The sequence below is a fragment of the Hydrogenophaga defluvii genome, from assembly GCF_042665235.1.
Taxonomy (GTDB): Bacteria; Pseudomonadota; Gammaproteobacteria; order Burkholderiales; family Burkholderiaceae_C; genus Hydrogenophaga; species Hydrogenophaga defluvii_A.
Genome location: NZ_JBHTBZ010000012.1, coordinates 1 through 22,301, shown reverse-complemented (window position 1 = coordinate 22,301; position 22,301 = coordinate 1). Strand labels below are relative to the sequence as shown.

20 protein-coding genes are annotated in these 22,301 nt (G+C 63.2%); all 20 read right to left on the bottom strand.

The features are described from left to right. Position 1: 1 nt before the first annotated feature. The gene (locus ACFQU0_RS04635) at positions 2–493 is read right to left on the bottom strand and encodes a hypothetical protein (protein WP_382198956.1); all 492 of its coding nucleotides are present in this window, start codon (positions 491–493) and stop codon (positions 2–4) included. A gap of 2 nt (positions 494–495) precedes the next feature. After that, on the bottom strand, positions 496–1,056 hold the full coding sequence (gene gspM / locus ACFQU0_RS04630) for a type II secretion system protein GspM (protein ID WP_382198955.1): 561 nt from the start codon (positions 1,054–1,056) through the stop codon (positions 496–498). After that, positions 1,053–1,964, bottom strand: a complete 912-nt coding sequence (locus ACFQU0_RS04625; protein WP_382198954.1) for a PilN domain-containing protein — start codon at positions 1,962–1,964, stop codon at positions 1,053–1,055. The genes gspM and ACFQU0_RS04625 overlap by 4 nt, the downstream gene beginning before the upstream one ends. Then, entirely contained in the window at positions 1,961–2,761 is an 801-nt protein-coding gene (locus tag ACFQU0_RS04620) for a hypothetical protein (RefSeq protein WP_382198953.1), read from the bottom strand. The genes ACFQU0_RS04625 and ACFQU0_RS04620 overlap by 4 nt, the downstream gene beginning before the upstream one ends. Further along, positions 2,758–3,357, bottom strand: coding sequence for a PulJ/GspJ family protein (locus ACFQU0_RS04615; RefSeq protein ID WP_382198952.1), 600 nt, complete (start codon positions 3,355–3,357; stop codon positions 2,758–2,760). The genes ACFQU0_RS04620 and ACFQU0_RS04615 overlap by 4 nt, the downstream gene beginning before the upstream one ends. After that, complete coding sequence (locus tag ACFQU0_RS04610) at positions 3,354–3,728, bottom strand: type IV pilus modification PilV family protein (protein WP_382198951.1); 375 nt, start codon at positions 3,726–3,728, stop codon at positions 3,354–3,356. Before ACFQU0_RS04610 ends, ACFQU0_RS04615 begins: the two co-directional genes overlap by 4 nt. Further along, entirely contained in the window at positions 3,725–4,186 is a 462-nt protein-coding gene (locus tag ACFQU0_RS04605) for a Tfp pilus assembly protein FimT/FimU (protein ID WP_382198950.1), read from the bottom strand. The genes ACFQU0_RS04610 and ACFQU0_RS04605 overlap by 4 nt, the downstream gene beginning before the upstream one ends. Further along, a complete protein-coding gene (gene gspG / locus ACFQU0_RS04600) occupies positions 4,161–4,583 on the bottom strand; it encodes a type II secretion system major pseudopilin GspG (protein ID WP_382198949.1) in 423 nt (140 codons plus the stop codon). Before gspG ends, ACFQU0_RS04605 begins: the two co-directional genes overlap by 26 nt. Beyond that, positions 4,580–5,833 carry a type II secretion system F family protein gene (locus ACFQU0_RS04595; RefSeq protein ID WP_382198948.1) on the bottom strand — a complete coding sequence of 418 codons (1,254 nt, stop codon included), beginning with the start codon at positions 5,831–5,833 and terminating at the stop codon, positions 4,580–4,582. The genes gspG and ACFQU0_RS04595 overlap by 4 nt, the downstream gene beginning before the upstream one ends. Further along, positions 5,826–7,517, bottom strand: a complete 1,692-nt coding sequence (locus tag ACFQU0_RS04590) for a GspE/PulE family protein (RefSeq protein WP_382198947.1) — start codon at positions 7,515–7,517, stop codon at positions 5,826–5,828. Before ACFQU0_RS04590 ends, ACFQU0_RS04595 begins: the two co-directional genes overlap by 8 nt. A 119-nt stretch (positions 7,518–7,636) precedes the next feature. After that, positions 7,637–11,578, bottom strand: a complete 3,942-nt coding sequence (locus tag ACFQU0_RS04585) for a rhamnan synthesis F family protein (protein WP_382198946.1) — start codon at positions 11,576–11,578, stop codon at positions 7,637–7,639. Between the two features lie 195 nt (positions 11,579–11,773). Then, complete coding sequence (locus ACFQU0_RS04580) at positions 11,774–12,781, bottom strand: ABC transporter ATP-binding protein (protein ID WP_382198945.1); 1,008 nt, start codon at positions 12,779–12,781, stop codon at positions 11,774–11,776. Beyond that, positions 12,778–13,749: an ABC transporter ATP-binding protein gene (locus tag ACFQU0_RS04575; protein WP_382198944.1), complete on the bottom strand. Its 972-nt coding sequence runs from the start codon at positions 13,747–13,749 to the stop codon at positions 12,778–12,780. The genes ACFQU0_RS04580 and ACFQU0_RS04575 overlap by 4 nt, the downstream gene beginning before the upstream one ends. 16 nt (positions 13,750–13,765) lie before the next feature. Continuing rightward, entirely contained in the window at positions 13,766–14,677 is a 912-nt protein-coding gene (locus ACFQU0_RS04570) for an ABC transporter permease (protein ID WP_382198943.1), read from the bottom strand. Positions 14,678–14,763: 86 nt separating this feature from the next. Next, positions 14,764–16,344 (bottom strand): ABC transporter substrate-binding protein, encoded by a 1,581-nt coding sequence (locus tag ACFQU0_RS04565; protein ID WP_382198942.1) that lies wholly within the window; start codon positions 16,342–16,344, stop codon positions 14,764–14,766. Positions 16,345–16,380: 36 nt separating this feature from the next. Further along, positions 16,381–17,595, bottom strand: coding sequence for a M20 aminoacylase family protein (locus ACFQU0_RS04560; RefSeq protein WP_382198941.1), 1,215 nt, complete (start codon positions 17,593–17,595; stop codon positions 16,381–16,383). A gap of 1 nt (position 17,596) precedes the next feature. Continuing rightward, positions 17,597–18,577: an ABC transporter permease gene (locus tag ACFQU0_RS04555; RefSeq protein WP_382198940.1), complete on the bottom strand. Its 981-nt coding sequence runs from the start codon at positions 18,575–18,577 to the stop codon at positions 17,597–17,599. Positions 18,578–18,639: 62 nt separating this feature from the next. Continuing rightward, positions 18,640–20,208, bottom strand: a complete 1,569-nt coding sequence (locus ACFQU0_RS04550; RefSeq protein ID WP_382198939.1) for an ABC transporter substrate-binding protein — start codon at positions 20,206–20,208, stop codon at positions 18,640–18,642. A gap of 116 nt (positions 20,209–20,324) precedes the next feature. After that, positions 20,325–20,915: a DUF3047 domain-containing protein gene (locus ACFQU0_RS04545; protein ID WP_382198938.1), complete on the bottom strand. Its 591-nt coding sequence runs from the start codon at positions 20,913–20,915 to the stop codon at positions 20,325–20,327. 167 nt (positions 20,916–21,082) lie between these two features. Further along, the gene (locus ACFQU0_RS04540; RefSeq protein ID WP_382198937.1) at positions 21,083–22,159 is read right to left on the bottom strand and encodes a homocysteine S-methyltransferase family protein; all 1,077 of its coding nucleotides are present in this window, start codon (positions 22,157–22,159) and stop codon (positions 21,083–21,085) included. Positions 22,160–22,301 lie beyond the last annotated feature (142 nt).

Below are 22,301 nucleotides of genomic sequence, written 5' to 3'. Positions count from 1 at the left end.
TTCAGTTGCGCACACGCCTGGGCATGGACAGGCTCAGGGGGCCGTTGGGCCCGGTGAGTTCGACGCCTTGGGGGGTGATGGACTTGACGGTGAACGCCCCCACCGTTTGACCGGCACGCACGCGGAACACGCGTTGTTGCGGCGGGTTGCCTTGCGCGAGCATGACCAGCGCGGGGGCGCCGGAGGGTGATATGACACCCAACAGGCGCGGTGGTTCCACGGGTGGACCTTTGGCGGCGGGTGGCGGCGGTGGCTGGCGTTTGTCCCAGAACAGGGGCCGGTTGCGGGTGACGGCCAGGGCGGCGGGCACCGGCGGTGGTGTCTGGGCGGCGGGTACGTCAGGCAACGCGGGGGCCAGGGGCACCCAAAAAGTGGGAATGGCCTGCAGCCGCTGCAGGCCGATGGTCCACGCGTAGTAGAGGCCAAAGCTGCCCGCTGCCAGCAACGCCAGCAACAGCAGGTGGTGGGGGCGAATCGATGCGGTGCCTCGCATGGTCAGACCTGGCTGCGTCGCAAGGCGACGATGGTGATTTCGACGTTGACGATCTGTGCGCCGTCGGGCGTGGGGCGGCCTTGCCGGATGGTCATGCTGTCCACCAGGAGACGCGGCGGCTGGTGCAGCGTGGCCAGAAAGTTCTGCAGCTGGGCCAGGTTGCCGGACACACTGAGGGACACCGGGTAACGCTCCAACCCTTCCTGGGGTTTGTTGGGCAAGGGGCTGAGGCTGGTGACGGTGAGGCCACTGCCGTTGACGGCCTGGCGCAGCCGGGTGGACAGCTCGTTGTGCAGGGCTTCGCCCTCTTTGTCGGGCGGGAAAGCCAGGGCGTCGAGCGCCGCCTGGTAGGCCTGTTCGCGCTCGGCCAGCGCGGGGCCGGCATCGGCCAGGCCCAACAAGCGCTGGATGCGGGGCGCCTGCTTCTGCATGTCTTGCTGGTAGCCCTGGTACTTGAACAGGTAGGGCAAAGCCAGCGCAAGCGCGCAAAGGGCCAGCACCAACACGGTGACCAGCGGCGCCAGAACGTGGCGGTAGCGGTGGGCTTGGGCCGGTGGGTTCATGGTTGGACGCGCATTTGAAGCTGGAAGATGTCTTTGCCGGTTTGCGGGTGGCGCTGCACAGCGCCGGCCAGTTGCACACCGGCCAGGCCAGGGGTGCCCTGCAGCAGGTTGAGCAGTTCCAGCGCGTTGGGGGTTTGGCCTTCGACCGAGACCTGACGTTCCTGCAGCCTGAGCTGGACAAAGTGGGTGTGGTCGGGCACGACGGTGCTGAGCTGTTCGAGCACGGCCAGCGGTTCGGCGTGGGTGTCGACTTGCGCCAACAGCGCCTGGTATTGCTGGTGCTGGTTTTGCAGTTTTTCGCGTTGCTGCTGCAGCTCGGTGGTGCGTTTCACCAGTTCGGCGGAGGCCAGCGTGTGGGCCTGGGTTTGTTGGTGGCGGTAGACCAACGGGCTGGCCAGGGCGGCCAGCAACAGCAACCCCAACAAGGCCAGCAAGCCCCAGGTGAGCCATGCCGCCTGCTGCTTGGGCAAGGTGCGCAAGGGGATGGGCCCGTGGGCGCCCTGGGCGTAAATGGCGCCAGCGGGCTCCAACGCGCGGGCATGCACGATGGCGAGTTCGTATTCGATGCGCCCATCGGCCAGGGTAACGCCGTGGTGGCCCCACCGGGTGTCGGCAGGGTCAAAAGGCGAGGCATGCAACACCTCGCTGTGCAAGGCGGTCAGCCGCTGCGCCGCCACCAGCGGCGGCAGGGTGATACGCCGCAACAGCGTTTGGGCCGGCGGGATCAGCAGCCCGGTGGCGGGCGCCGTGGCGGGTTGCCAGCGCCCACGCAGAAAGGTGAGGGTCTGGCCCTCGGGCGTGCGCAGCGCGGGGGACAAGCGACCCCAGGGCAGGCGCGTCCACAGATCGCGCCAGCCTTGTTGCCAGAGGTGGAACCAGGGGTAGAGCCGTTGCAGCAGGGAATTCATGGGGCGGGCAAGGGGTGGTGGTCGGCAACACGCAGGCGGTTGCCTTGCCGATTGTCGCGCACCAGCCAATAGCGGTGCCGCCAGGTGCGGCCCTCGCCCAAGGTGACGGTGACGTCGAGGCGGTAGGCCCCCACTGACACGGGCTGGTGGTGCGGACTGTTGATGAGTGTGAGGTCGGGCGTTTGGCCGGGCTCCCGGCGGGCCTGATCGAAGGCCTGCACCGCGCGGGGGTTGTTGGGCAGCAGGGTCGTCAAGACCTCCAGCGGCGCCAACAAGACGTTGACGCCGCTGCCGCCGCCATGCACCGTGACCAGCGGCGCGAGCCGCGCCCAGCTGGCGGCGTCCATGCCGGGGGCGCGGCGCAGGTCAGACAACGAGGCAAAGGCGGGCACCGGCCGGCTGCGCCGGTGGTCGAGAAAGGCCTGGATTTTTTCAAGCGGCCACTGCAATTCGCGCTGGAGCAGCTGCGTGGCGAGCGCGTCTTCGGCGGCGTTGAGATCGATGAGGCCGGCGACGTTGACCAGCCGGAGCTCGATGGGCTGGCCGTCGAGTTCGATGCCGGCGTCCAGCGGTGGCTGCTGCCCCAGTCGCTGGTCTTGGCTGATGGCGGCCTCTACGTAGGTGACGCCGGCCGCCATGAGACTGCGCGTCTTTTGCTGGTCCACCAAGGTGACGGTGAGCTGTGTTTCGACACGCGCAAACTGGACAAAACTGCCCAGCAAAAGCGACAAGGCGGCCAGTGTCCACAACACGGCGGGCAGCGCCAGCCCTCCGGGGCGACGGGTTAGCCGCGTCATCCGGCCTGCCCCAGGCGCACGATGATGGCCGGCCAGGCACCGTCGGCCTCGGTGCTGATGAGCAAGCGCAGGCGCAGCGGCGGGCGCGGCGCGGCCCAGGTGTCTTGCCAAGCCCCGGTGCCGGGGTGCTGGTAGGCCAGCTCCAGGCGGGTCAGGTCGTCCAGCAGCACTTTGTTGGGCAAGGCTGGGACGGCGGGGGCAGGCGCGGCGCCTGGGGTTCCAGGGGCATTGAGTTGGGGGTCTTCAAAGGCCAGTTCCAGCTTGTTGTCGAGCGCGCGCAACTGCCACCGATAGAGACCGGCCACGGGCGCGCTGTCGGGCAGCGGGGCCAGCCAGGTGAGTTGGTTGGCGCTGCCCTCGGCCAGGGTTTGTGGCGCCCGCGCAAAACGCGCGCCGGTGATGCGGCCAAGGCTGCCCCGCAAGGCCTGTGTGGTGCGCTGCACGCGGTCTTGGCGTTGGGCCTGTTCGGTGGCGCGGGCAAAACCCTGGCTGATACCGTGCAAGGCGCTGCCCAAGGCGGCCAGGATGAGGCTGGTGAGCCCCACGGCGATCACCACCTCAACCAACGTGAATCCGTGTTGTTGCCGGCGTGTCATGGCTGGTCCAGCGTGGACAGGCGCAGCTGCCGGTCGCGGCCGCCATCGCTCCAGGCCAGGTCGAGGTCCACACGCAGCACCGGCACGGGCGGGCCGCCTTCGAGCAGGGGCGGCAGTTCGAGCGGCTGGCGCGAGACCGTCCACGCCAAGCCATCGGCGGTGGCGCCACTGGTGGGCAAGGCCTGGGTGTGTGGCCCGGTGTGTTCGGCCAACAGGCTTTGCGCGTGCAGCAACACTTTTTGCAGCGACAGGCTGTGCGATATGGCGCGCACGCTGGTGCCCTGCGCCTGATAAATGACACCCAGGCTCAGTGACAGGATGGCCAGGGCCACCAGGGTTTCGAGCAGGCTGAAGCCGCGGTGGGTCTTCATGGCACTGCCCGCGAGAGAGTGATCTGGCCGGTCAGCCAGTCCAGCTCGATGTGGCTGACCCGGCCACCGGTGGACAGCGTCAGGCGCCCGCCGCTGGCGCTGCCATCGGGTTCGAAAAACAGGCTGGGTTGGCGCTGTGCCAGGTCGGCGACGCCGGTGACATCCAGCTCTACCGCCTCGGGCAGGGTGAGCACAGGTTGGCCGGCCATGAGGAATTGGCGCTGTGCCACGTCCACCGCCACCACGGAGCGCTGACCCTGCACCACCGCCTGCATGCGGGCGCGCTCCAGTGTGCGCAAGGTGTCTTGCACGACGCTGCGGTAGCGCACGGCATCCAGCAGCGCCTCCAGCCGGGGCGAGAGCACGAGCAGCACCATGGCCCCCAGGGCCAGCACCACCACGAGCTCGATGAGGGTGAAGCCCCTGTGTCGATCAGTTCCAGTTGCCGATGTCGGCATTCTCGCCTTCACCGCCCGGGGCATTGTCTGCACCGAGACTGAAAATGTCGTACGCACCATTTTTGCCGGGGAACACGTACTGGTACTCATTGCCCCAGGGGTCTTGTGGCAAGGTGTTTTTCTTGAGGTAGGGGCCGTTCCAGCCGGGCATGTTGGCCGGTTTCTCCACAATCGCACGCAGGCCTTCCTGCTGGTTGGGGTAGCGGCCGGTGTCGAGCTTGAAGACATCGAGCGCCTGGCCAAAGTCTTCGATCTGCAGTTTGGTGACTTTGACTTTGGACCCGCCAAACTGGTTGAGCACGCGGGGGCCGACCAGGCCCGCCAGCAGACCCAGGATGGCGAGCACCACCAACAATTCAACAAGGGTGAAGCCGGAAACAGAGGTACGAGTTTTCATGCAACCAATTCGTTGACAGACAGGATCCCGAGCAGGATCGCAATGATGATGAGGGCGATGACCAAGCCCAGACTGAGGATGAGCAAAGGCTCCAGCAGGGTCAACAGGCGGCGTGTCTGGGTCTGCAGCGCCGCTTCTTGCTGCTTGGTCAGTTCAAGCAGCATTGTATCGAGGCGCCCTGTTTCCTCGCCCAAGGCCACCAATTGCAGGGCGGCGGGGTCAAGCAACTGGCTGTCGGCAATGACCCGGGAGAACCGCTGTCCCTGTTTGATGGCATCACTCAGGGGGGCCAGGCGCTGCCGCAAGGTGTCGTAGTTCAGACCGTCGCGCGAGATGCCGATGGCCTGGATCAGGCCAATGCCGTTGGCCAGCAAGGTGCCCAGGGTACCGGTGAATCGGCTGATCTGGTAGCGCAGCAGCAGCGGGCCCAGCAGGGGAAGTCCCAACAACAGGCGTTCTTTCTGGCGCCGCCCGTTGTCCGTTTGCCACCAGCGCCCCAGCACCAGCACCAGCACGGTGATGGCCAGCAGCAGGCCGGGGCCGTGTTCGACCAATGTGTCGCCGAGCCGGACCACCACATCGGTGAGCCAGGGAAGCCGGTCGCCCAGGTCGCTGAACAGGGGCTTGAACTGGGGCACCACAAAACCGAGCATCAAGGCCACGGACACGGCGGCCGTGCCCAGCAGAATGGCCGGGTAGATGAGCGCAGAGACCAGGCTGGAGCGCAAGCTTTTGCTGCGCTCGAGGTGTTCAGTCAGGTAGCTCAAGGCTTCGGGCAGTTTGCCGCTGACCTCGCCTGCGCGGATGAGGTTGACGTGCAGCGGGCCAAAGGTCGGGCTGTGTGCCACCATGGCCTGGCTGAGGCTGCGCCCGGCCTTGATGGCTTTGAGCATGTCTTGCTGTAGCACCTGCATACCCGGGTGCAACTGCATCTGGGTCAGCACGCGCAGCGCGCGGTCCAGCGGCAAACCTGCGCGCAGCAAGGTGCCCAACTCCTGCACAAAAGCCAGCACATCGTCCGCGGTGATCTTGGCGGAGCGCTCGCGCGTGAACCAGCGGCGCCCTCCGCCCGAGCTGGTGCCTGCAGCGGCGGCGGGCAATGCGCCCACGCCATCGGGCGACACCACTTCAGTGGGCGTGAGGCCCTGCTGGCGCAACAGGCGCAGGGCCTGGTCCTGGTCGTTGGCCTGGATGCGCCCTTGGCTGGTCTGCCCCTGCGCATTGAGCGCACGGTACTGGAACTCAGGCATCGGCCGCGTCCCGGGTGACACGCATCACCTCCTCCAGCGTGGTCAGGCCTTCCAGCATGGCGCGCAATCCGTCCTGGTAGAGGGAGGCCATGCCTCGCTCCTGCGCGAGGCGCTGCAAGGTGTTGGCGTCGGCGCCGCTCAAAATGGCGTCGCGAACGGGATCGTCCAGCACCAGCAGTTCGTGGATGGCGGTGCGGCCACGGTAGCCAGAACCTTGGCAATGGGGGCACCCAACGGCCTCATACAACACCGGCGCTTGTTCGGCGGTCATGCCCAGGCTCTCCAGCACAGCAGGCGATGGGGCGTGGGGACGGCGGCATTCGGGGCACAGGCGGCGCACCAGGCGCTGCGCCAACACCCCGGTGACGCTGGAGGTGATGAGGTAGCGGGGAATGCCCATGTCCTGCAGCCGCGTGACCGCACCGGCGGCGGTGTTGGTGTGCAAGGTGGACAACACCAAGTGACCGGTCAGCGCCGACTGGACGGCGATTTCGGCGGTTTCGGTGTCGCGCATTTCACCGACCATGATGATGTCGGGGTCCTGGCGCAGGATGGAGCGCAGGACGTGCGCGAAACTCAGGCCAATGGCCGGGTGGACCTGGATCTGGTTGATGGCCGGCAGCTGGTATTCCACCGGGTCTTCGACCGTGATGATCTTGAGGGTGGCCGAGTCCAGCGTGGACAGGGCCGCGTACAAGGTGGTGGTTTTCCCCGAACCGGTGGGGCCCGTGATGAGCAAAACACCATGGGGCTGGGCCAGCAGCTGGTGAAAGCGCGCCAGGTTGTCCGGGGCAAAACCCATCTGGTCGAGGCCAAACCGCACGGACGCGCGGTCGAGCACACGCAGCACCACACTTTCACCGTGAACGGTGGGCACAGTCGAGACGCGCAGGTCGATTTCGCGCCCCTTGATGCGGGTGCGTATGCGGCCGTCTTGCGGCAGGCGGCGCTCTGCGATGTTGAGCCCTGCCAGCAGCTTGATGCGGGAAACCGCTGCCGCCGCCAATGCGGTTGTCAAGTCGTCGGCGCGTTGCACCACGCCATCGACGCGGTAGCGCACATGCACCTCGCCTTCGAAGGGCTCCATGTGGATGTCTGAAGCACGGCGGTCCAGCGCGTCGGCAATGAGCTGGTTGACCAGGCGGATGACCGGCGCCTCGGACGCGAGGTCTTTGAGGTGCTCAATGAACTCATCCCCGTCGGCCGCATTGCCATCGGTTTCCAGCGGCTCAGCTGCATCGACCGGCTCGGTGAGCAAGGGCACCAGCTTTTCCAGCACCGACGGTTCACAGATGTACGTCTGCACATCCGTGCCAGCGGCCAGGCGGATGGCCTGGAGCAGGTAGGCATCCTGGGGGCGTGCCATGACGACATGCAGGCCCTGGGCGTCCGACTTCATCGGGTAGACAAGGTGGTTTTGCAGGAAAACCGGCGACACGCCTTCGGGCACGGTGGGCAAATCGGGCAGGTCTTTGGGCGCCACGTAGGGCACACCAAGCTGCTCCGACAAGGCTTGTGTCACATCGTGCTCGGCAACAAGCCCCAACCGGATCATGACTTCGCCGATCAGGCCTTTCATCTCCTGTTGCGCGAGCAGCGCCCGCTCCAGGTCACGCTCGCTGAGCTTGCCTTTGGCAACAAGCCGCTCGCCTAGACGGACAGATGGGGGTTGGGACGTGGACATGCGCAGCGCAAAAAAACAGCCGAACCCCCGTCACGGGACAGCTCGGCGCGGAAAGGAAGAGCAGTTTTTCATTCTACAGGGACGCCCTCCTCGACGTACCGGACGCCCGGCCGCCGTCACTAATCCAGGGTCCCCGGCAGGCGCAGACGCTTTTTTTCGTAAAAATCGAAAACGGAGATTTCCTGGTTCCCCGAATAGTTGTCTTCCACTTGGAGCACAGGCGTTTCGACATGCAGTTTCCAGCGTCCCCGCATGAGCTGCCGAATGGCCAGGTTGGCCGTGAAATGGTGACCCGCAAGCTGCTCAAAGTCGGCGCCAACTGTTTGCAGCACATCTTCGAGGAAACGGAGCGCGCCCCGGTGAATGTGCTCGATGTCGGAAAAATGTGCCTGCGCCACCCCACCGGCCTTGAACTGCGGCACCGGCTGGCCGTCCTGCATGACAAAACGAACCAGCTGCCCGTGAGGTGCCGTCAGAATGGCCTCGGACAACAAGGCGTACTGGTAGATGGGCATGTCCGAATGGAAGGCATTGATGTATTGCCCAAAACAGCCCTTGGCAAATTGTCCCGTGGCCTCAACTTCCGCGGCCGCCTCGACCGTGACGAAATAGTAAGCACCTGAAACACCTGTCAGGAAATTCGACAAGGCTTTCTGTATGGTGCCGCTGAAGCCGATGTCAACCAAGGCGGCGCGCTGGCCTACCATGATCTCTTGCGCGTAGGCTTGATAGGCCACCCGCTCGCTGCTGGCTGCGTCCTGCAACAAGTCCAGGCACGCTGCCAGCGAGCGCCGGCAGAAGGTGGTGCGTTCAGGCAGGTCGCAGTTGGCGCCCATCTGCTCATGACCCAGGCGCTCTGTGTAGGCCGCCAAGTCGTCCACCCCGAGCCGCAAGCGCAGGAAGTCGGCCAACGTGCCGTTGAAGTGGGCCTTGAGCAAAGGCTCCAGCGACGCTTCGTCGACAATTGACGCGAACACTGCGGCACGCCGGGAACACAAGAAGTAGGCAACATCTGGCGTTGGCAGGTACCGGGCGATGAGCTCGTGGGCCTGCTTGAGCAAATGGCCTTCCCGGCTGGCGTACAACAACTGGGTGACGCCATCGTCTTTGGACGTTTTCATCAGCCAGGCCATGAAGGCCACCATGACTGGGCCAAACGCCAGGTAGCCCAGATCGTGGAGGCTGTGGACGCCCAGCCCACGGGACTCGACATCGACCGTGACCGGTTGGTGGGCAAGCCCAGGAACAAACAAGCGGTTCGCCAGCAAACCCAGCAACAAGGACTCTTGCCAGTGTTGTGGCTGTATCCAGGCTGCCGCGTCTTCGTTGAACAAGAAGAACTGGTCTGCCGCTTTCATGACGTGCACCGGGTGGCGGTAGCCCGCTTCCAGGGGCAACTGCAGATCGGAATGCTCGTTGTCACCGACGTGGAGCCAGTCGTCTGCTGCCACGTTTTCGCGGCGCGGGAGTTCGGCCCACATGTCGCCGCGGTCTTTCCTCAGGCCCACCGCATTCGACACATAGATCTCGTCAAAGCAGGTGATCTGATGCGCTTGCAAGAGTTGCTGGAGGAAGGCGCGGGGCAGGTACATGTCCGACACCAGCACCATACGGCGGCCCTGCTCCTTCAGGCGCCGCGCGGCGCCAAGCACATCCTGCCTGGGTTGCAAGGCCTTCAACTCCAGGTTCTCTTCGAGCGCCCTGATGTGCGGTGCAAGGCCAGGGTTGGGCAGCAGCTTGGCCATACACGCGTAGATGTCGTCCATGCCCGGATCGCCCGAGCTGCTGGCCAGGCGGGCATGTTGCTCCGCCTCTTTGCGCAGACGAGCGCAGCCCGCCAAGCCCCAGCGTCGCTGTGCAATGTCGTCCATGTAGGCAAACAGACTGTCGGGGGTCAGCCAAGGGCGCACAAACAGCGTGTCGAAGATGTCGAAGGACACGATTTTTGCGTCGGCGCCGGCACGCGCAATGCGTTGCTGTGCCGTGATCGCGTAGTAGTGCTGCAGGTTGTTGCGCCCCTGCCCCATGAAAACCGTCGCGCCACCTTCTCCATCCAAAAACACGCGATGGGCAAATCCTGCGTGATGGGCAGCCAGCACAAAAAACCGTTCAACTGCATGTTGCAAGGTCCCGTCGGTTTGTCCGAGTTCTTCAGGGAAATCGCGGTAGGACAGCTTCAAATCCAGCAGTGGTGTCAAGGCATCGACCCGCGCCCAGAACATGGACCCCATCGGTGCATCCACATAGTTCCGATGGCCAAGGTCCAAACCGAGACGACCGGCCAGCCCGTGTGCCACACCCCGGTTTTTCAACCAGCTGTGCGCCCAGTAGGGCACCCCTTCAAAGGTGTCGGGGTAAACAATGCCAACGGCATCGTCTCGGGTCAAGACCCGGAAGATGTGCCGAATCCGCCGCTCGCTACCGAGCAAGCCATCGATCAGATAGCGACGCCACTCCATGCGCTCGCGTCCGGAATACATGGACTTCTTGGTGTGGACATGCAGCAGGTACCGACCGCGCAGAATGGCCTCTCGAAACTCGACCAGAACAGGCGAAATGTCGCGCCCGCGATTGGGCACAACGCGCACATCCAGCGCTTGAACCCGAGGCAGTTTCACCGCACGCGCCTTCACCGTGGCCTCCGCCTGAGGGCTGGTCACGGAAATGCACAGGGTGTAGGGCCACGGGATGCTTGCGAGCGCCTGAGCCAACTCCTCGAACAGCTCCGGGTAATACACATGCGCCACCACCACCACACCAGCGACCGGTGGCAGGTCGGCGTGGTCACCCTGCAGCCACTCGGGCGCCTGCAAGGTGGTGCTTGCACTGTGACGCGCTACCAGGCTGTGTTTTCGGTGGACTGGCAATCGCCTGACAACACCGGCCAACCCCTCCACCTGAAAGATCGCCAGCGCCTTCTTCGACATGCGAAACAAGCCGCCATGGTGCCGGGCGGCGTGAAGGGCAAACCGCCCAACCGCCAGGTACTGACTGACACGGGGCCCCACGTTTTTCAAGACATCCTTCACCCTGTTCTTCCCTGATCCGTTTGTTGTAGTGCGCCACCATGACATGACTACCCTCAAGGGCGCAGTCAGCCGCCACGACTTGGAGCGGTAAATGGCGTCAACGGTGTTTTGTGCCACCTCAAGTTGACTGCGCAGCTGAGCTTGCTCTGTACTCAGCCGTTCGATCACTTCTTCTTTGGTCGCCCAAGCTTGCTGCAGTTCATCACAGCGTTTCTCCATCTCGCGCAACGACGTGTCAAGACGCGCCTTGTCTTGATGGGCGAGGTACAGCGCGTGGTTGCGGTGGTGATAAAGGCGGGAGACATCCCACAAGTCGTCCACTTGCAGCTGCGGCAACCACTTCCGGTAAAGATAAAAAGTCGCGTTGTGGACCGCGTCCGGCGTCGCCACCATGGGGTTCACACCCGACGTACCGTTGATCGTGTAGGTCCCTGTGACCTTGGGTGACAACACGAATGGCGCATGCCGTGACAGCTGCAGCCAGAAGTCCCAGTCCTCATACAGACTCAAGGACTCGTCGAAGCGGGCGCCGTGTGCCAGCAACGCCGCAGGCACCAGCGGGCCATGGATGGGAATGAAGTTTCCCACTAGCAGCTTACCGGGTTCGTATTCGTCGGCAAAAACACGCAGCACTTTTTTGGCAGGATCGTCGCCGTCCACGCCCCTGATGCCTGCGTAGACCACCGTGTTCGGGGTATGAACCCTGGCGACCTCGAGAAGGCCAGCAAAGTGATCTTCGTCCAAGGCGTCGTCGTCGTCGAGAAACGCAAAGTAGGCGCCTTGTACGGTTGCCAACCCCGCGTTGGCGGCTGCGCTGCGGCTCAAGCCGGCGCCGGCCTGGTTGACGAGGCGAACCGGCCTGCCACCAGCGATGGGCGCCACATCACTGTGTTGTCCACCCTTGGCGTTGACCACCAGGATTTCGATGTGCTTGTAGGTCTGGCGCGCCACCGAGCCCACAGCATCGGCCAGCGAAGGCCTGTCCATGCTGCGCACGATCACGGAGACAAGAGGCTCGTTGCTGTTGGTCATAGGCTGACCCTTGGGTGACGCTGTCGGGTTCTCATGTGGGAATGGTACGGGCTCAACGTCACAAGGGCGTCTGGCACGCACTGATGCAGGTGTGCCGAGCGGCACATTGTCGCTCGGCACACCCTCAGCCTAGTCAGTCAGAAAAGTGTGATCATCACAGCGTAGCTGCCCGTGGATTGCGGGCTGGGACCCACCTCAGATCCGCCCTTCCTCCACCGCGTGGCAAGCCACCTTGACGCCGGCCAGCGTCTGGATCTGCGGGCGCTCGCTGCTGCAACGCGCGTTGGCGTGTGGGCAGCGGGGGTGGAAAGCGCAGCCGCTGGGCGGGTTCAGCGGGTTGGGCACCTCGCCTGACACTGGGGTGCGCGCCTTGCCGGTGTCGTGCATCTTGGGGATGGCGTCCAGCAGCATGCGGGTGTAGGGGTGACGTGGTGTGTCAAACAGGGTGTGCTTGTCCGCCAGCTCCACCAGACGGCCGAGGTACATCACGCCAACCTGATCGCTCACGTGGCGCACCACGGCCAGGTTGTGGCTGATGAACAGGTAGGTCAGCCCCTGCTGTCGCTGCAGGTCTTTCATGATGTTGAGCACCTGGGCCTGCACGCTCACGTCGAGCGCGGAGGTGGGTTCGTCGCACACCAGGAACTCGGGGTGGGTGGCCAGGGCGCGCGCAATGGAAATGCGCTGGCGCTGGCCGCCCGAGAACTGGTGCGGGAACTTGACCATGTCCAGCGGGCTGAGGCCAACCGACTTGAGCAGTTCGCCCACACGCTCTTTGATGGCGGGTTCGTCGCTCAGGATTTCGTGTTCACGCAGGGGCTCGGCAATGATGTCTTCCACCGTCCAGCGCGGGTTGAGGCTGGCGTAGGGATCTTGAAAGATCATCTGGATGCGGCGGCGCAGTTTGCGGCCTTCGGGCGTCTTGAACGCGGCATGCGCGTCCTCACCGTCAAACTCGAAGCCACCGCGCGTAGGCTCGTACAAGCCCACGAGCAGGCGCGCGACGGTGCTTTTGCCACAGCCGGATTCACCCACGAGGGCCAGCGTTTTGCCCTTCTCGATCTCGAAACTTACGCCGTCCACGGCCTTGAGCAACATGCGCGGCTGGCCCTCCAGCACGCGGTTGAGCCAGGGGGCGGAGACGTCGAAGGTTTTGGCCAGGTCGGTGGCGTGCACCAGGGCTTTTGTGCTCACTTCGCTCATGCCGCCACCTTGTTGTCGTGCAGCCAGCAGGCGGCCTGGGTGGCCCCTGCGTGCATGAGGTCGGGACGGGCCTGACCACATTTGTCGAACACGCGTTCGCAGCGCGGGTTGAAGGCGCAGCCTCGGGGAATGGCATTGAGACGGGGCATGGCGCCGTCGATCTGGTGCAGGTTCTCGCGGTCTTGCGTCATGTCGGGGATGCAGGCCATGAGGCCGGCGGTGTAGGGGTGCGCGGGGTGGTTGATGACCTCGTGCACGGGGCCAATTTCAGCCACGCGGCCGGCGTACATCACCGCCACGCGGTCGCAGGTCTCGGCAATCACGCCCATGTCGTGGGTGATGAGCATCACAGCCGCGCCACGCTCTTTACAAATGGTTTTGAGCAAGGTGATGATCTGCGCCTGGATGGACACGTCGAGCGCGGTGGTGGGTTCGTCGGCCACGATGAGCTTGGGCTCAGCCGCCAGGGCCAGGGCGATCACCACACGCTGGCGCATGCCACCTGAAAATTGGTGCGGGTAGTGGTCGATGCGCTGCTCGGCGGCCGGGATGCCAGTGTCCTTGAGCAGTTGGATGGCGCGCTGGCGCGCCTCGGCCTGGCTCACGGGCAGGTGGGTGGTGATCGTTTCAATGAGCTGGCGGCCCACCGAGTACAGGGGGTTGAGCGAGGTCAGCGGGTCCTGAAAAATCGCGCCGATCTTGCGACCACGGATTTTGCGCATCTGTTCGTAGGGCAGGCCGTCGATGCGCTCGCCTTCGAGCAGGATTTGCCCGCTGGCCACGCGGCCCGGCGGTTCGAGCAGGCCGATGATGGAGGCGCCGGTGAGCGACTTGCCGGCACCGGACTCACCCACCACACCGAGGATTTCACCGGGGGCGATTTCAAAGGACACGTCGTCCAGCGCGCGCAGCGTGCCGCGGCGGCCGGGGAATTCGACGACCAGGTTCTTGACTTGAAGAAGGCTCATTTTTCTTGCGTCCCGATCAGCGCAGTCGCGGGTTCAATGCATCACGCAGCCAGTCGCCCAGCAGGTTCACGCTGAGCGCGATCAGCACCAGCATCAGGCCGGGGAAGATGGTGATCCACCATTCGCCCGAAAACAGGTAGTCGTTGCCCACACGGATGAGCGTGCCCAACGAAGGTGAAGTGGGCGGCGCGCCCACGCCCAGGAAGCTCAGCGTGGCTTCGGTGATGATGGCGGTGGCCACCTGGATGGTGGCCAGCACCAGCACCGGACCCATGACGTTGGGCAACACGTGTTTGCGCATGATCCGCAGCGGCGCCACACCGGTGACGCGGGCGGCCTGCACATATTCCTTGTGTCGCTCCACCAAGGTGGAGCCACGCACCGTGCGGGCGTACTGCACCCAGCCAGTGAGCGAAATGGAGATGATCAGCACACCAAAAGCCAGCGACTCGTGGGCGTTGGGGAACAGCGCCCGGCCCACACCCGCGATGAGCAGCGCCACCAAGATGGCGGGGAAGGACAACATCACGTCACACAGGCGCATGAGCACGGCGTCGATCCAGCCGCCGAGGAAGCCGGCGAGCAGGCCCATCGCCACACCCACAAACACCGACAGCAGCACCGAGGCGATGCCCACGGCCAACGAGATGCGAGCGCCGTACATGAGGGCGGAAAGGATGTCGCGGCCCTGGTCGTCGGTGCCGAGCACAAAATTCGAACTGCCACCCTCGCTCCACGCTGGCGGCAGGCGCGCGTTGCTCAGTTCGAGCGTGGTGAGGTCAAACGGGTTGTGCGGCGCCACCCAGGGCGCGAACACCGCACAAAACAAACAGACCGCCGCAATGAGCGCCGCCACGATGGCGGTGGGCGAGTTGCGGAAGCTGTGGCCGACGTCGCTGTCGAGCCAGCGCAGAAGCATGGATTTCACGGAGAAGGTGTCCCTGATGAAGACTGGGAACCACGCGCCGGCCTTTGTGGGGCCGGCGCGTGGCGGTGGATACCGTCAGTGGTGGGTCACTTGACGCTCATGTAGCGGAAGAACATGTAGTTGTCGGCCAACTGAGCCACGCTGACGTTGCTGGCCACGCCCCAGGCCAGGGCCTGTTGGTGCAGCGGCAGGTGGCCAATGTCATCGCTGTGCAGTTTGAACGCCTCTTTGATCATGCCATCGCGTTTGGCCTGGTCGGTCTCAGCCTGGATTTTCAGGATCAGCTCATCCAGCTTGGGGTTGCAGTAGGCGCCCAAGTTGAACTGGCCCGCGCCTTTGTCGTCCACGCAACGGGTGAGTGAATTGAGGGCGTCGTGCGAGTCGTAGGTGGACGGTGTCCAACCCAGCAGATAGAAGCTGGTGTCGCGACGCAGGATTTTGGGGAAGTAAGTCCCTTTGGTTTCGACCTGCAAATTCACCTTGACACCGATGCGCGACAAGTTGGCCGCGACCGCCTGGCAGATGTTGCCGTCGTTCACGTAGCGGTCGTTGGGGCAGTTCATGCCCACTTCAAAACCATTGGGATAGCCCGCATCGGCGAGCAACTTCTTGGCAGCGTCCACGTCGTAGGGCAGGCGCTTGTCGAGTGCGGCGTCGTAGCCATTGATGCCAGGACCGACCATAAGGGCGGTGGGCCGAGCCGCACCACGCATCACGGTGCGCTGAATGCCGTTGATGTCGATGGCTTGGTAGAAAGCCTGCCGCACCCGTTTGTCTTTGAAGGGGTTTTTGCCCTTGACGCTGGAGAACTGCAACTCATCGCGCTTCTGGTCCATGCCCAGGAAAATGGTGCGCAGTTCGGGCCCTTGCAGCACCTTGGCCTTGCCACTGCTGTCAATGCGCGCCACGTCTTGCAGCGGCACGGGTTCGATCACGTCCACCTGACCCGAAACGAGTGCGGCCACGCGGGTCGAGTCGTTCCCAATGGGCGTGTACTCGACGTTGACCACGTTGCCTTCGATCTTGCCCCAGTAGTTGCCGTTGCGCACAAAACTGGTTTTGACGTTGGGCTGGCGCTCGCGCAGCCGGAACGGGCCGGTGCCGTTGGCGCGGAACGATGCGGCGTTTTCCACACCTTTGCGGCGATCCACCGGCACCGCCGCCTGGTTTTCCTCGCTCCACTTCTTGCTCATGATGTAGACGCGCGCCATGTTCCCAGGCAAGAGCGGGAAAGGTGTCTTGGTCTCGATTTCCACCGTGTGGGTGCCGATCTTGCGCACCGCCGTGATGTCGTTGGTGTAGCTGCGCATGTCGGAGCCTTCACCAGCAGCACGCGCCAAACTGAACACCACGTCATCGGCAGTGAAGGGCGTGCCGTCGTGGAAGGTGACACCCTGGCGCAAGTCAAAACGCCAGACTGTTGGCGAGGTCTGCTTCCACGCAGAGGCAAGCAGTGGCACCAATTTCAAGTTGCTGTCGCGACCCGTCAGGCCTTCGTAAATATTGCCCGTGACCGCCAACTGTAGCGATTCGTTGAGCGAATGCGGGTCCATGGACAAGGCATCGCCCTGGTTGCCTATGCGCACAGTTTGCGCCTGTGCGGTACCGGCCAACACCACCAGCGCGGCGGCGGCCAGCGCTGAGATCAGAGGTTTCTTGAACATCATGTGAGCTCTTCTCCAGGTTGAAAAAAGGCGACCGACTCAGTCGTCGCCCAAGGGCATGCCATATTCGACAAGGCCTGCGTGCAGGGCGGCACCCAGAGGCAGCACCTCGTCGTTGAAGTCGTATCGGCTGTTGTGCAGGAAGCAGCTGCCTTCGCCACCCTGGCCGAGGCGCAAATAGGCGCCGGGCTTGACCTGCAGCATGAAGGAAAAATCCTCTGCGCCCATGCTCGGGTCCATCTCGCGGTCCACGTGGTCGCGGCCCAGCAGGGACTGCGCCACATCGGCCGCGAATTGGGCTTCGTCGGGCGTGTTGATGGTGGCCGGGTAGATGCGCTCGTAATGCACCGATGCCGTGGCACCAAAACCCAGGGCCACGGCGCTGCACAGCTCGTTGAGGCGACGCTCCACCAAGGCCTGCACGGCAGGGCTGAAAGTGCGCACCGTGCCCACCAGCGTGGCTTCGCCAGGCAACACACTGAAGGCGCCTGGGTCGCCTGCCTGCATGGCGCACAGGCTGATGACCGCGCCATCGATGGGCCGCACCGTGCGCGAGACGATGCTTTGCACCGCCGTGATGATGTGGGCAGCCACCAGCACCGGATCGACCGCCAAATAGGCGTGGGCCCCGTGTCCACCCTTGCCGGTGATCTTGATGGTCACGCGGTCGGCCGCGGCCATCATGGCACCGCGGTTGATGCCCACGGTGCCCGGCCGCATTTGTGGCCAGTTGTGCATGGCGTACACCGATTGCACCGGAAAACGCTCGAACAAGCCGTCTTCGATCATGGCCTTGGCGCCAGCGTAGCCTTCTTCGCCCGGCTGGAAGATGAGCACAGCCGTGCCGTCGAAGTTGCGCGTCTCTGCCAGATAGCGGGCGGCGCCCACCAGCATGGCGGTGTGCCCGTCGTGTCCACATCCGTGCATCAGGCCGGGTTTGGTGGAGCGCCAGGCAAAGTCGTTGTGCTCGGTCATGGGCAGGGCGTCCATGTCGGCGCGCAAACCCAACATGCGCCCGCTGCTGTTGCGCCGGCCGCGCACCACCGCCACCACACCGGTCTTGCCTATGCCGGTGTGCACCTCGTCCACGCCACACACCTTGAGCGCTTCCACAACACGTTTGGCGGTGTAGTGCTCTTCGAAACCCAGCTCCGGGTGAGCGTGCAGGTCGCGTCGCAGTGCCGTCAGTTCGGGCACAAATTCGGCAATGTGCGTGAACGCCCGCCCATGGACCTTGAGTCGGCCAGGGTGCATCTCAGTGGCCTCCCGCCTTTTCGACGCGGAGGCGCGGATCGACGGCGAAATACAGCAGGTCGACGATGAGGTTGATGACGACAAAAATCAACGCGATCAGGCACAGGTAGGCGGCCATCACCGGGATGTCGGCAAAGGTCACCGCCTGAATGAACAGCAGGCCCATGCCCGGCCACTGGAACACGGTCTCGGTGATGATGGCAAACGCGATCAGACCACCCAGCTGCAGACCCGTGATGGTCATGACAGGCACCAAGGTGTTCTTGAGCGCATGACCAAAGTGGACGGCACGGTTGGTCAGGCCACGGGCGCGCGCAAACTTGATGTAGTCGGTGCGCAGCACCTCCAGCATCTCGGCACGCACGAGGCGCATGATGAGGGTGAGCTGGAAGATGGCCAAGGTCACAGCCGGCATGGCAATGTGGTGCCAGCCTTTGGCGGTGAGCAGGCCGCTGCTCCACCAACCCAACTGCACCACATCACCACGACCAAAGCTCGGGAACCACCCCAACTGCACCGCAAAAACGAGGATCAGCAGGATGCCAATGAGGAAGGTGGGCAAGGACACGCCGAGCAAAGACACCGTCATGAACACCTGACTCATGAAGGTGCCACGGCGCAAAGCGGCGTACACCCCCATGGGAATGCCCACGGCCAGCGCCAACACGCCCGCCACCAGGGCCAGCTCCAGCGTGGCCGGGAAGCGCTCGCCAATCAGGCGCGACACCTTGGCGCCCTGGCGCAAGCTCAGGCCAAATTCGCCTTGCGCGGCGTTGGCCAGAAAGTGCCAGAACTGTACAAAAAATGGTTGGTCCAGGCCCAGGGCCGCACGCAGCTCGCGGACTTGTTCTGGGGTGGCGTCCTGCCCCAGCAGGAAGACCACAGGGTCACCCACGTACTGAAACAGCATGAAGGCGATGAAGGCCACGGTGACCATCACGAGGACGGCCTGTGCCAGGCGGCGGACGATGAATGCAAACATGTTCGATAAAAAATCAAGGGTCGCGACAGGGACGCCGCGACCCTTTATTCAACAGCTATGACTCAGTTTACCTTGACCAAACGCCAGTCGATGCGGTTGTCGGGGCGGTGCACGGCCTCGATGTTTTTCTTCATGGCCCAGGGAATGATCTGGTTGTGCAAGACGATGTGCGAAACATCATCCGACGCAATCTGAAGCGCTTCCGTCAACAGTCGTGGGCGAATGAAGGGATCGGTTTCGGTTTTGATGCGGTCGATCACGGCATCGAGCTTGGGGTTGCTGTAGCGGCCCACGTTGTAATTGCCGTCACCACCCGTGCCCACGCTGCGAACGAGGGATTGCAGGGAGTACAACGCGTCGAACGTGGGCACACCCCAGCCCAGCATGTAGATGCTGGCTTCATAGCGCTGGATCATCGGGAAATAGGTGACCAGCGGCAGGGTACGCAGCTTGGCCTTGACGCCGATGCGTGACCACATGGCCGTCACGGCCTGGCAGATTTCTTCGTCGTTGATGTAGCGGTTGTTCGGGCAAGCGAAATCAACTTCAAAACCGTCTTTGTAGCCCGCGTCGGCCAGCAGCTTCTGCGCGCCCGCCACGTCCACCGCTGGGCGCTTGTGGATGGATTCGTTCCAACCGGCAACTTGGGGCGCCACCAGTGCGTTGGTGGGCTGGCCCAGGCCTCGCATGGTCACGCGGGTGATCGCGTCTGCGTCGATGGCCATGTTCAGCGCCTGGCGCACTCGCAAATCTTTCAGCGGGTTTTTGCCCTTGATGTTGCTGCCCACGAGTTCCGGTCGGAACTGGTCCATGCCAAAGAAGATGGTGCGGTTCTCAACGCCATCCATCACCTTGAGGCTGCTGTTCTGGCGCACGCGTGGCAAATCCTGTGGGCTGGGGTCGAGGACAAAATCGACTTCACCCGTCAACAAAGCGGCCATGCGTGTCGCGTCGGCCTTGATGGGTGAGTAGATGATTTCGGTCACATTGCTGTCCATCGAACCCCACCAGTTGGGGTTCTTGGCCAAAACCAGTCGCTGGTCCTGCTTCCACTCTTTCAAGGTGTAGGGACCGGTGCCCATTGCATTGCGGTGGGCAAAGTTCTCGTCCTTGGTCTTGATGTCTTTAGGCTCAACCGAATTGTTCTTTTCGGCCCAGGCCTTGCTCATCATGCGCAGCTCGGTCATCTGGTTGAGCAGCACCGGGTTGGGGCCTTTGGTGATGATGTCGATGGTGTTGGCATTGACCTTGACCACCTTGTCGATGCCTTGCGCATACACCGCAAAGTTGGAGGTTTTTGCCATGGCCCGCTGGATGGAGTACACCGCGTCGTCAGCAGTGAATGCAGAGCCATCGTGGAACTTGACCCCGGTGCGCAAGTTGATGCGCAATTGGGTTGGGGTGACTTGGTTCCACGACGTGGCCAAAACGGGTTCGATCTTGAAGGTGCGGCTGTTGTAGTACACCAGCGATTCGTAAACAGCGGCGTGAATACCGTTTTGCAGCGCGTTGTTTTGGGAGTGGATGTCCCAGGTAGCGATATCGCTGGAACTGGTCCACTTGAACGGCTTGGCTTGCGCCCCCGCTCCCAGAGTCAACAGGGCACAAAGGGCAATCAGCTTGAGTTTCATTGCTTGACACCTAAATAAAGTTTGCAAGCTCGGTACTATGCAACATCCGCGCCTGAATGTCACAAGGACTTTCCCGTAGGCAGGGTCTTTAGAGTGAAAACCCTGCCGGAAAATTGTCAATCGGACGACAGGCTCAAGGCGCCGTACCAGGCGTTGATTTGTTCGCCCGTGTTGTCTGCGTCGGTCATGAGGGCAATGCCGATCAAGGGACCTGGCTCTTCACCGAAGGCATCGCGAAAATCCTTCGCAATGTCACGCTCGTAGTCAAGCCATTGCCCTACGCGCGTTGCGCCCGACTCGACGACGATTTTGCGTACCCTGTCGGTGCGCGGGCTCACCAGGACGGTGCCAATGGGGCGGCTGTTGCACCAGACATAGGTGAGCGTCGCATACGGCATTTCTTCGCCGATCAGCGCACGACTCAACTCGGACTGCATGCGGCTTTTTGCCGTCAAGCGGGACCGGTCGCCATCAAACGCCAAGACCACCCGAACGGGCGCATCGTCCTGCCCAGCCACGCCTAGGTCCGCGCCTTGCAAGAGGCCATCCACGCGCCAGGAGAAGCGAATGTCTTTGGGTTGCAACGGCGCATCGGCCAACCGCTGGCGAAGCACGCTCATGGAGCGATTCGCTCTCACATGCAAGGCGGGGCGCCCATCGTACGAAGTCGCAACAAAGGGCACATTCTTTTTGCCCGGCCACAGCATGGGCGTCCACGGCACACCGGCTGCAGGTGTGCTCAGCAGCGCTCCGTGGCCGCTGGGCTCTGACGAGGGGACGCGTGGCGCATGTGTGCAGCCCAACAGCGCGACCAGACTCAGGACACAAGCCACCGCTGATCGGCGAGGTCCGAATCGAAGCCACGGCGCCATCGTCAAGCGGGCTCCGGGTAGAACAGTTTCCGCGCCACACCTCTGGGTGGATTGGGCCTCACTGCATCGGCAATTGCTGCGATGTGGTCCGGCGTTGTACCGCAGCACCCACCCAGAATGTTGACGAGGCCTTCCTGCGCAAATGCCTTTACCAGGCGGGCCGTCACATCGGGCGTTTCATCAAAGCCGGTGTCGGACATAGGATTGGGCAAGCCCGCGTTCGGGTAACAGCTGATGAAGGTGTCGGTCGCAAGTTTGGCCAGTTCCTGCAAGTAAGGACGCATCAGCGCCGCCCCCAGCGCACAGTTCAACCCCACCGCAAGTGGCCCGATGTGCCGCACACTGGCCCAGAAGGCGGCCACCGTCTGGCCACTGAGTATGCGGCCAGATGCGTCCGTCACGGTGCCGCTGATGATCACGGGGAGCCGTTCACCAGAGCGCTCAAAATATTCTGCGATAGCAAACAGCGCCGCCTTGGCATTGAGGGTGTCGAAGATGGTTTCGACCAACAGCACATCTGCACCGCCCGCCACCAAGGCCTCAATCTGTTCAGCGTACGATTCACGCAAGGCTTCAAAGGTCACGTTCCGTGCGCCCGGATCGTTCACATCCGGGCTGATGCTCGCGGTCTTGGGGGTTGGCCCGATCGCTCCAGCGACAAAACGGGGCATCTCAGGCGTGCTGTACTTGTCGCACGCGGCCCTCGCCAGCCGGGCAGACGCGAAGTTCATCTCCTTCGCCAGCTCCGCCATTTTGTAATCCTCTTGGGCAATGCGTGTTGCACCAAAGGTGTTGGTTTCAATCAAATCAGCGCCGGCCGCCAAATACGCTTCGTGGATGTCACGGATCACGTCCGGCCGGGTCAAACTGAGCAGTTCGTTGTTGCCCTTGACATCCAGGGCGTGCGCCTCAAAACGGTTGCCAACCGCGTCAGCGCCGCCATAGCCCAACCCTCTGTAGTGAGCTTCGGTCAACTTCAAACGCTGGATCATCGTGCCCATCGCCCCATCCAGAATGGCAATGCGATTCGAGAGGATTTGAGGCAACTGCTCCGCGCGGGTATAGGGCTTGTGATGCATGGTCACATTCTACGAATGTTGCGGCCAACAAACCAAAACGCCCCGCTCAGGTCTTGAGCGGGGCGTTTGGTCTTTATAAGAGCCTGACGATGACCTACTTTCACACGGGAATCCGCACTATCATCGGCGCTAAGTCGTTTCA

Bases quoted from the DNA above. Each gene is read 5' to 3' on its own strand.
- ACFQU0_RS04635 (WP_382198956.1), bottom strand. From the start codon at position 493: ATGCGAGGCACCGCATCGATTCGCCCCCACCACCTGCTGTTGCTGGCG.
- gspM (WP_382198955.1), bottom strand. From the start codon at position 1,056: ATGAACCCACCGGCCCAAGCCCACCGCTACCGCCACGTTCTGGCGCCG.
- ACFQU0_RS04625 (WP_382198954.1), bottom strand. From the start codon at position 1,964: ATGAATTCCCTGCTGCAACGGCTCTACCCCTGGTTCCACCTCTGGCAA.
- ACFQU0_RS04620 (WP_382198953.1), bottom strand. From the start codon at position 2,761: ATGACGCGGCTAACCCGTCGCCCCGGAGGGCTGGCGCTGCCCGCCGTG.
- ACFQU0_RS04615 (WP_382198952.1), bottom strand. From the start codon at position 3,357: ATGACACGCCGGCAACAACACGGATTCACGTTGGTTGAGGTGGTGATC.
- ACFQU0_RS04610 (WP_382198951.1), bottom strand. From the start codon at position 3,728: ATGAAGACCCACCGCGGCTTCAGCCTGCTCGAAACCCTGGTGGCCCTG.
- ACFQU0_RS04605 (WP_382198950.1), bottom strand. From the start codon at position 4,186: ATGCCGACATCGGCAACTGGAACTGATCGACACAGGGGCTTCACCCTC.
- gspG (WP_382198949.1), bottom strand. From the start codon at position 4,583: ATGAAAACTCGTACCTCTGTTTCCGGCTTCACCCTTGTTGAATTGTTG.
- ACFQU0_RS04595 (WP_382198948.1), bottom strand. From the start codon at position 5,833: ATGCCTGAGTTCCAGTACCGTGCGCTCAATGCGCAGGGGCAGACCAGC.
- ACFQU0_RS04590 (WP_382198947.1), bottom strand. From the start codon at position 7,517: ATGTCCACGTCCCAACCCCCATCTGTCCGTCTAGGCGAGCGGCTTGTT.
- ACFQU0_RS04585 (WP_382198946.1), bottom strand. From the start codon at position 11,578: ATGACCAACAGCAACGAGCCTCTTGTCTCCGTGATCGTGCGCAGCATG.
- ACFQU0_RS04580 (WP_382198945.1), bottom strand. From the start codon at position 12,781: ATGAGCGAAGTGAGCACAAAAGCCCTGGTGCACGCCACCGACCTGGCC.
- ACFQU0_RS04575 (WP_382198944.1), bottom strand. From the start codon at position 13,749: ATGAGCCTTCTTCAAGTCAAGAACCTGGTCGTCGAATTCCCCGGCCGC.
- ACFQU0_RS04565 (WP_382198942.1), bottom strand. From the start codon at position 16,344: ATGATGTTCAAGAAACCTCTGATCTCAGCGCTGGCCGCCGCCGCGCTG.
- ACFQU0_RS04560 (WP_382198941.1), bottom strand. From the start codon at position 17,595: ATGCACCCTGGCCGACTCAAGGTCCATGGGCGGGCGTTCACGCACATT.
- ACFQU0_RS04555 (WP_382198940.1), bottom strand. From the start codon at position 18,577: ATGTTTGCATTCATCGTCCGCCGCCTGGCACAGGCCGTCCTCGTGATG.
- ACFQU0_RS04550 (WP_382198939.1), bottom strand. From the start codon at position 20,208: ATGAAACTCAAGCTGATTGCCCTTTGTGCCCTGTTGACTCTGGGAGCG.
- ACFQU0_RS04545 (WP_382198938.1), bottom strand. From the start codon at position 20,915: ATGCTGTGGCCGGGCAAAAAGAATGTGCCCTTTGTTGCGACTTCGTAC.
- ACFQU0_RS04540 (WP_382198937.1), bottom strand. From the start codon at position 22,159: ATGCATCACAAGCCCTATACCCGCGCGGAGCAGTTGCCTCAAATCCTC.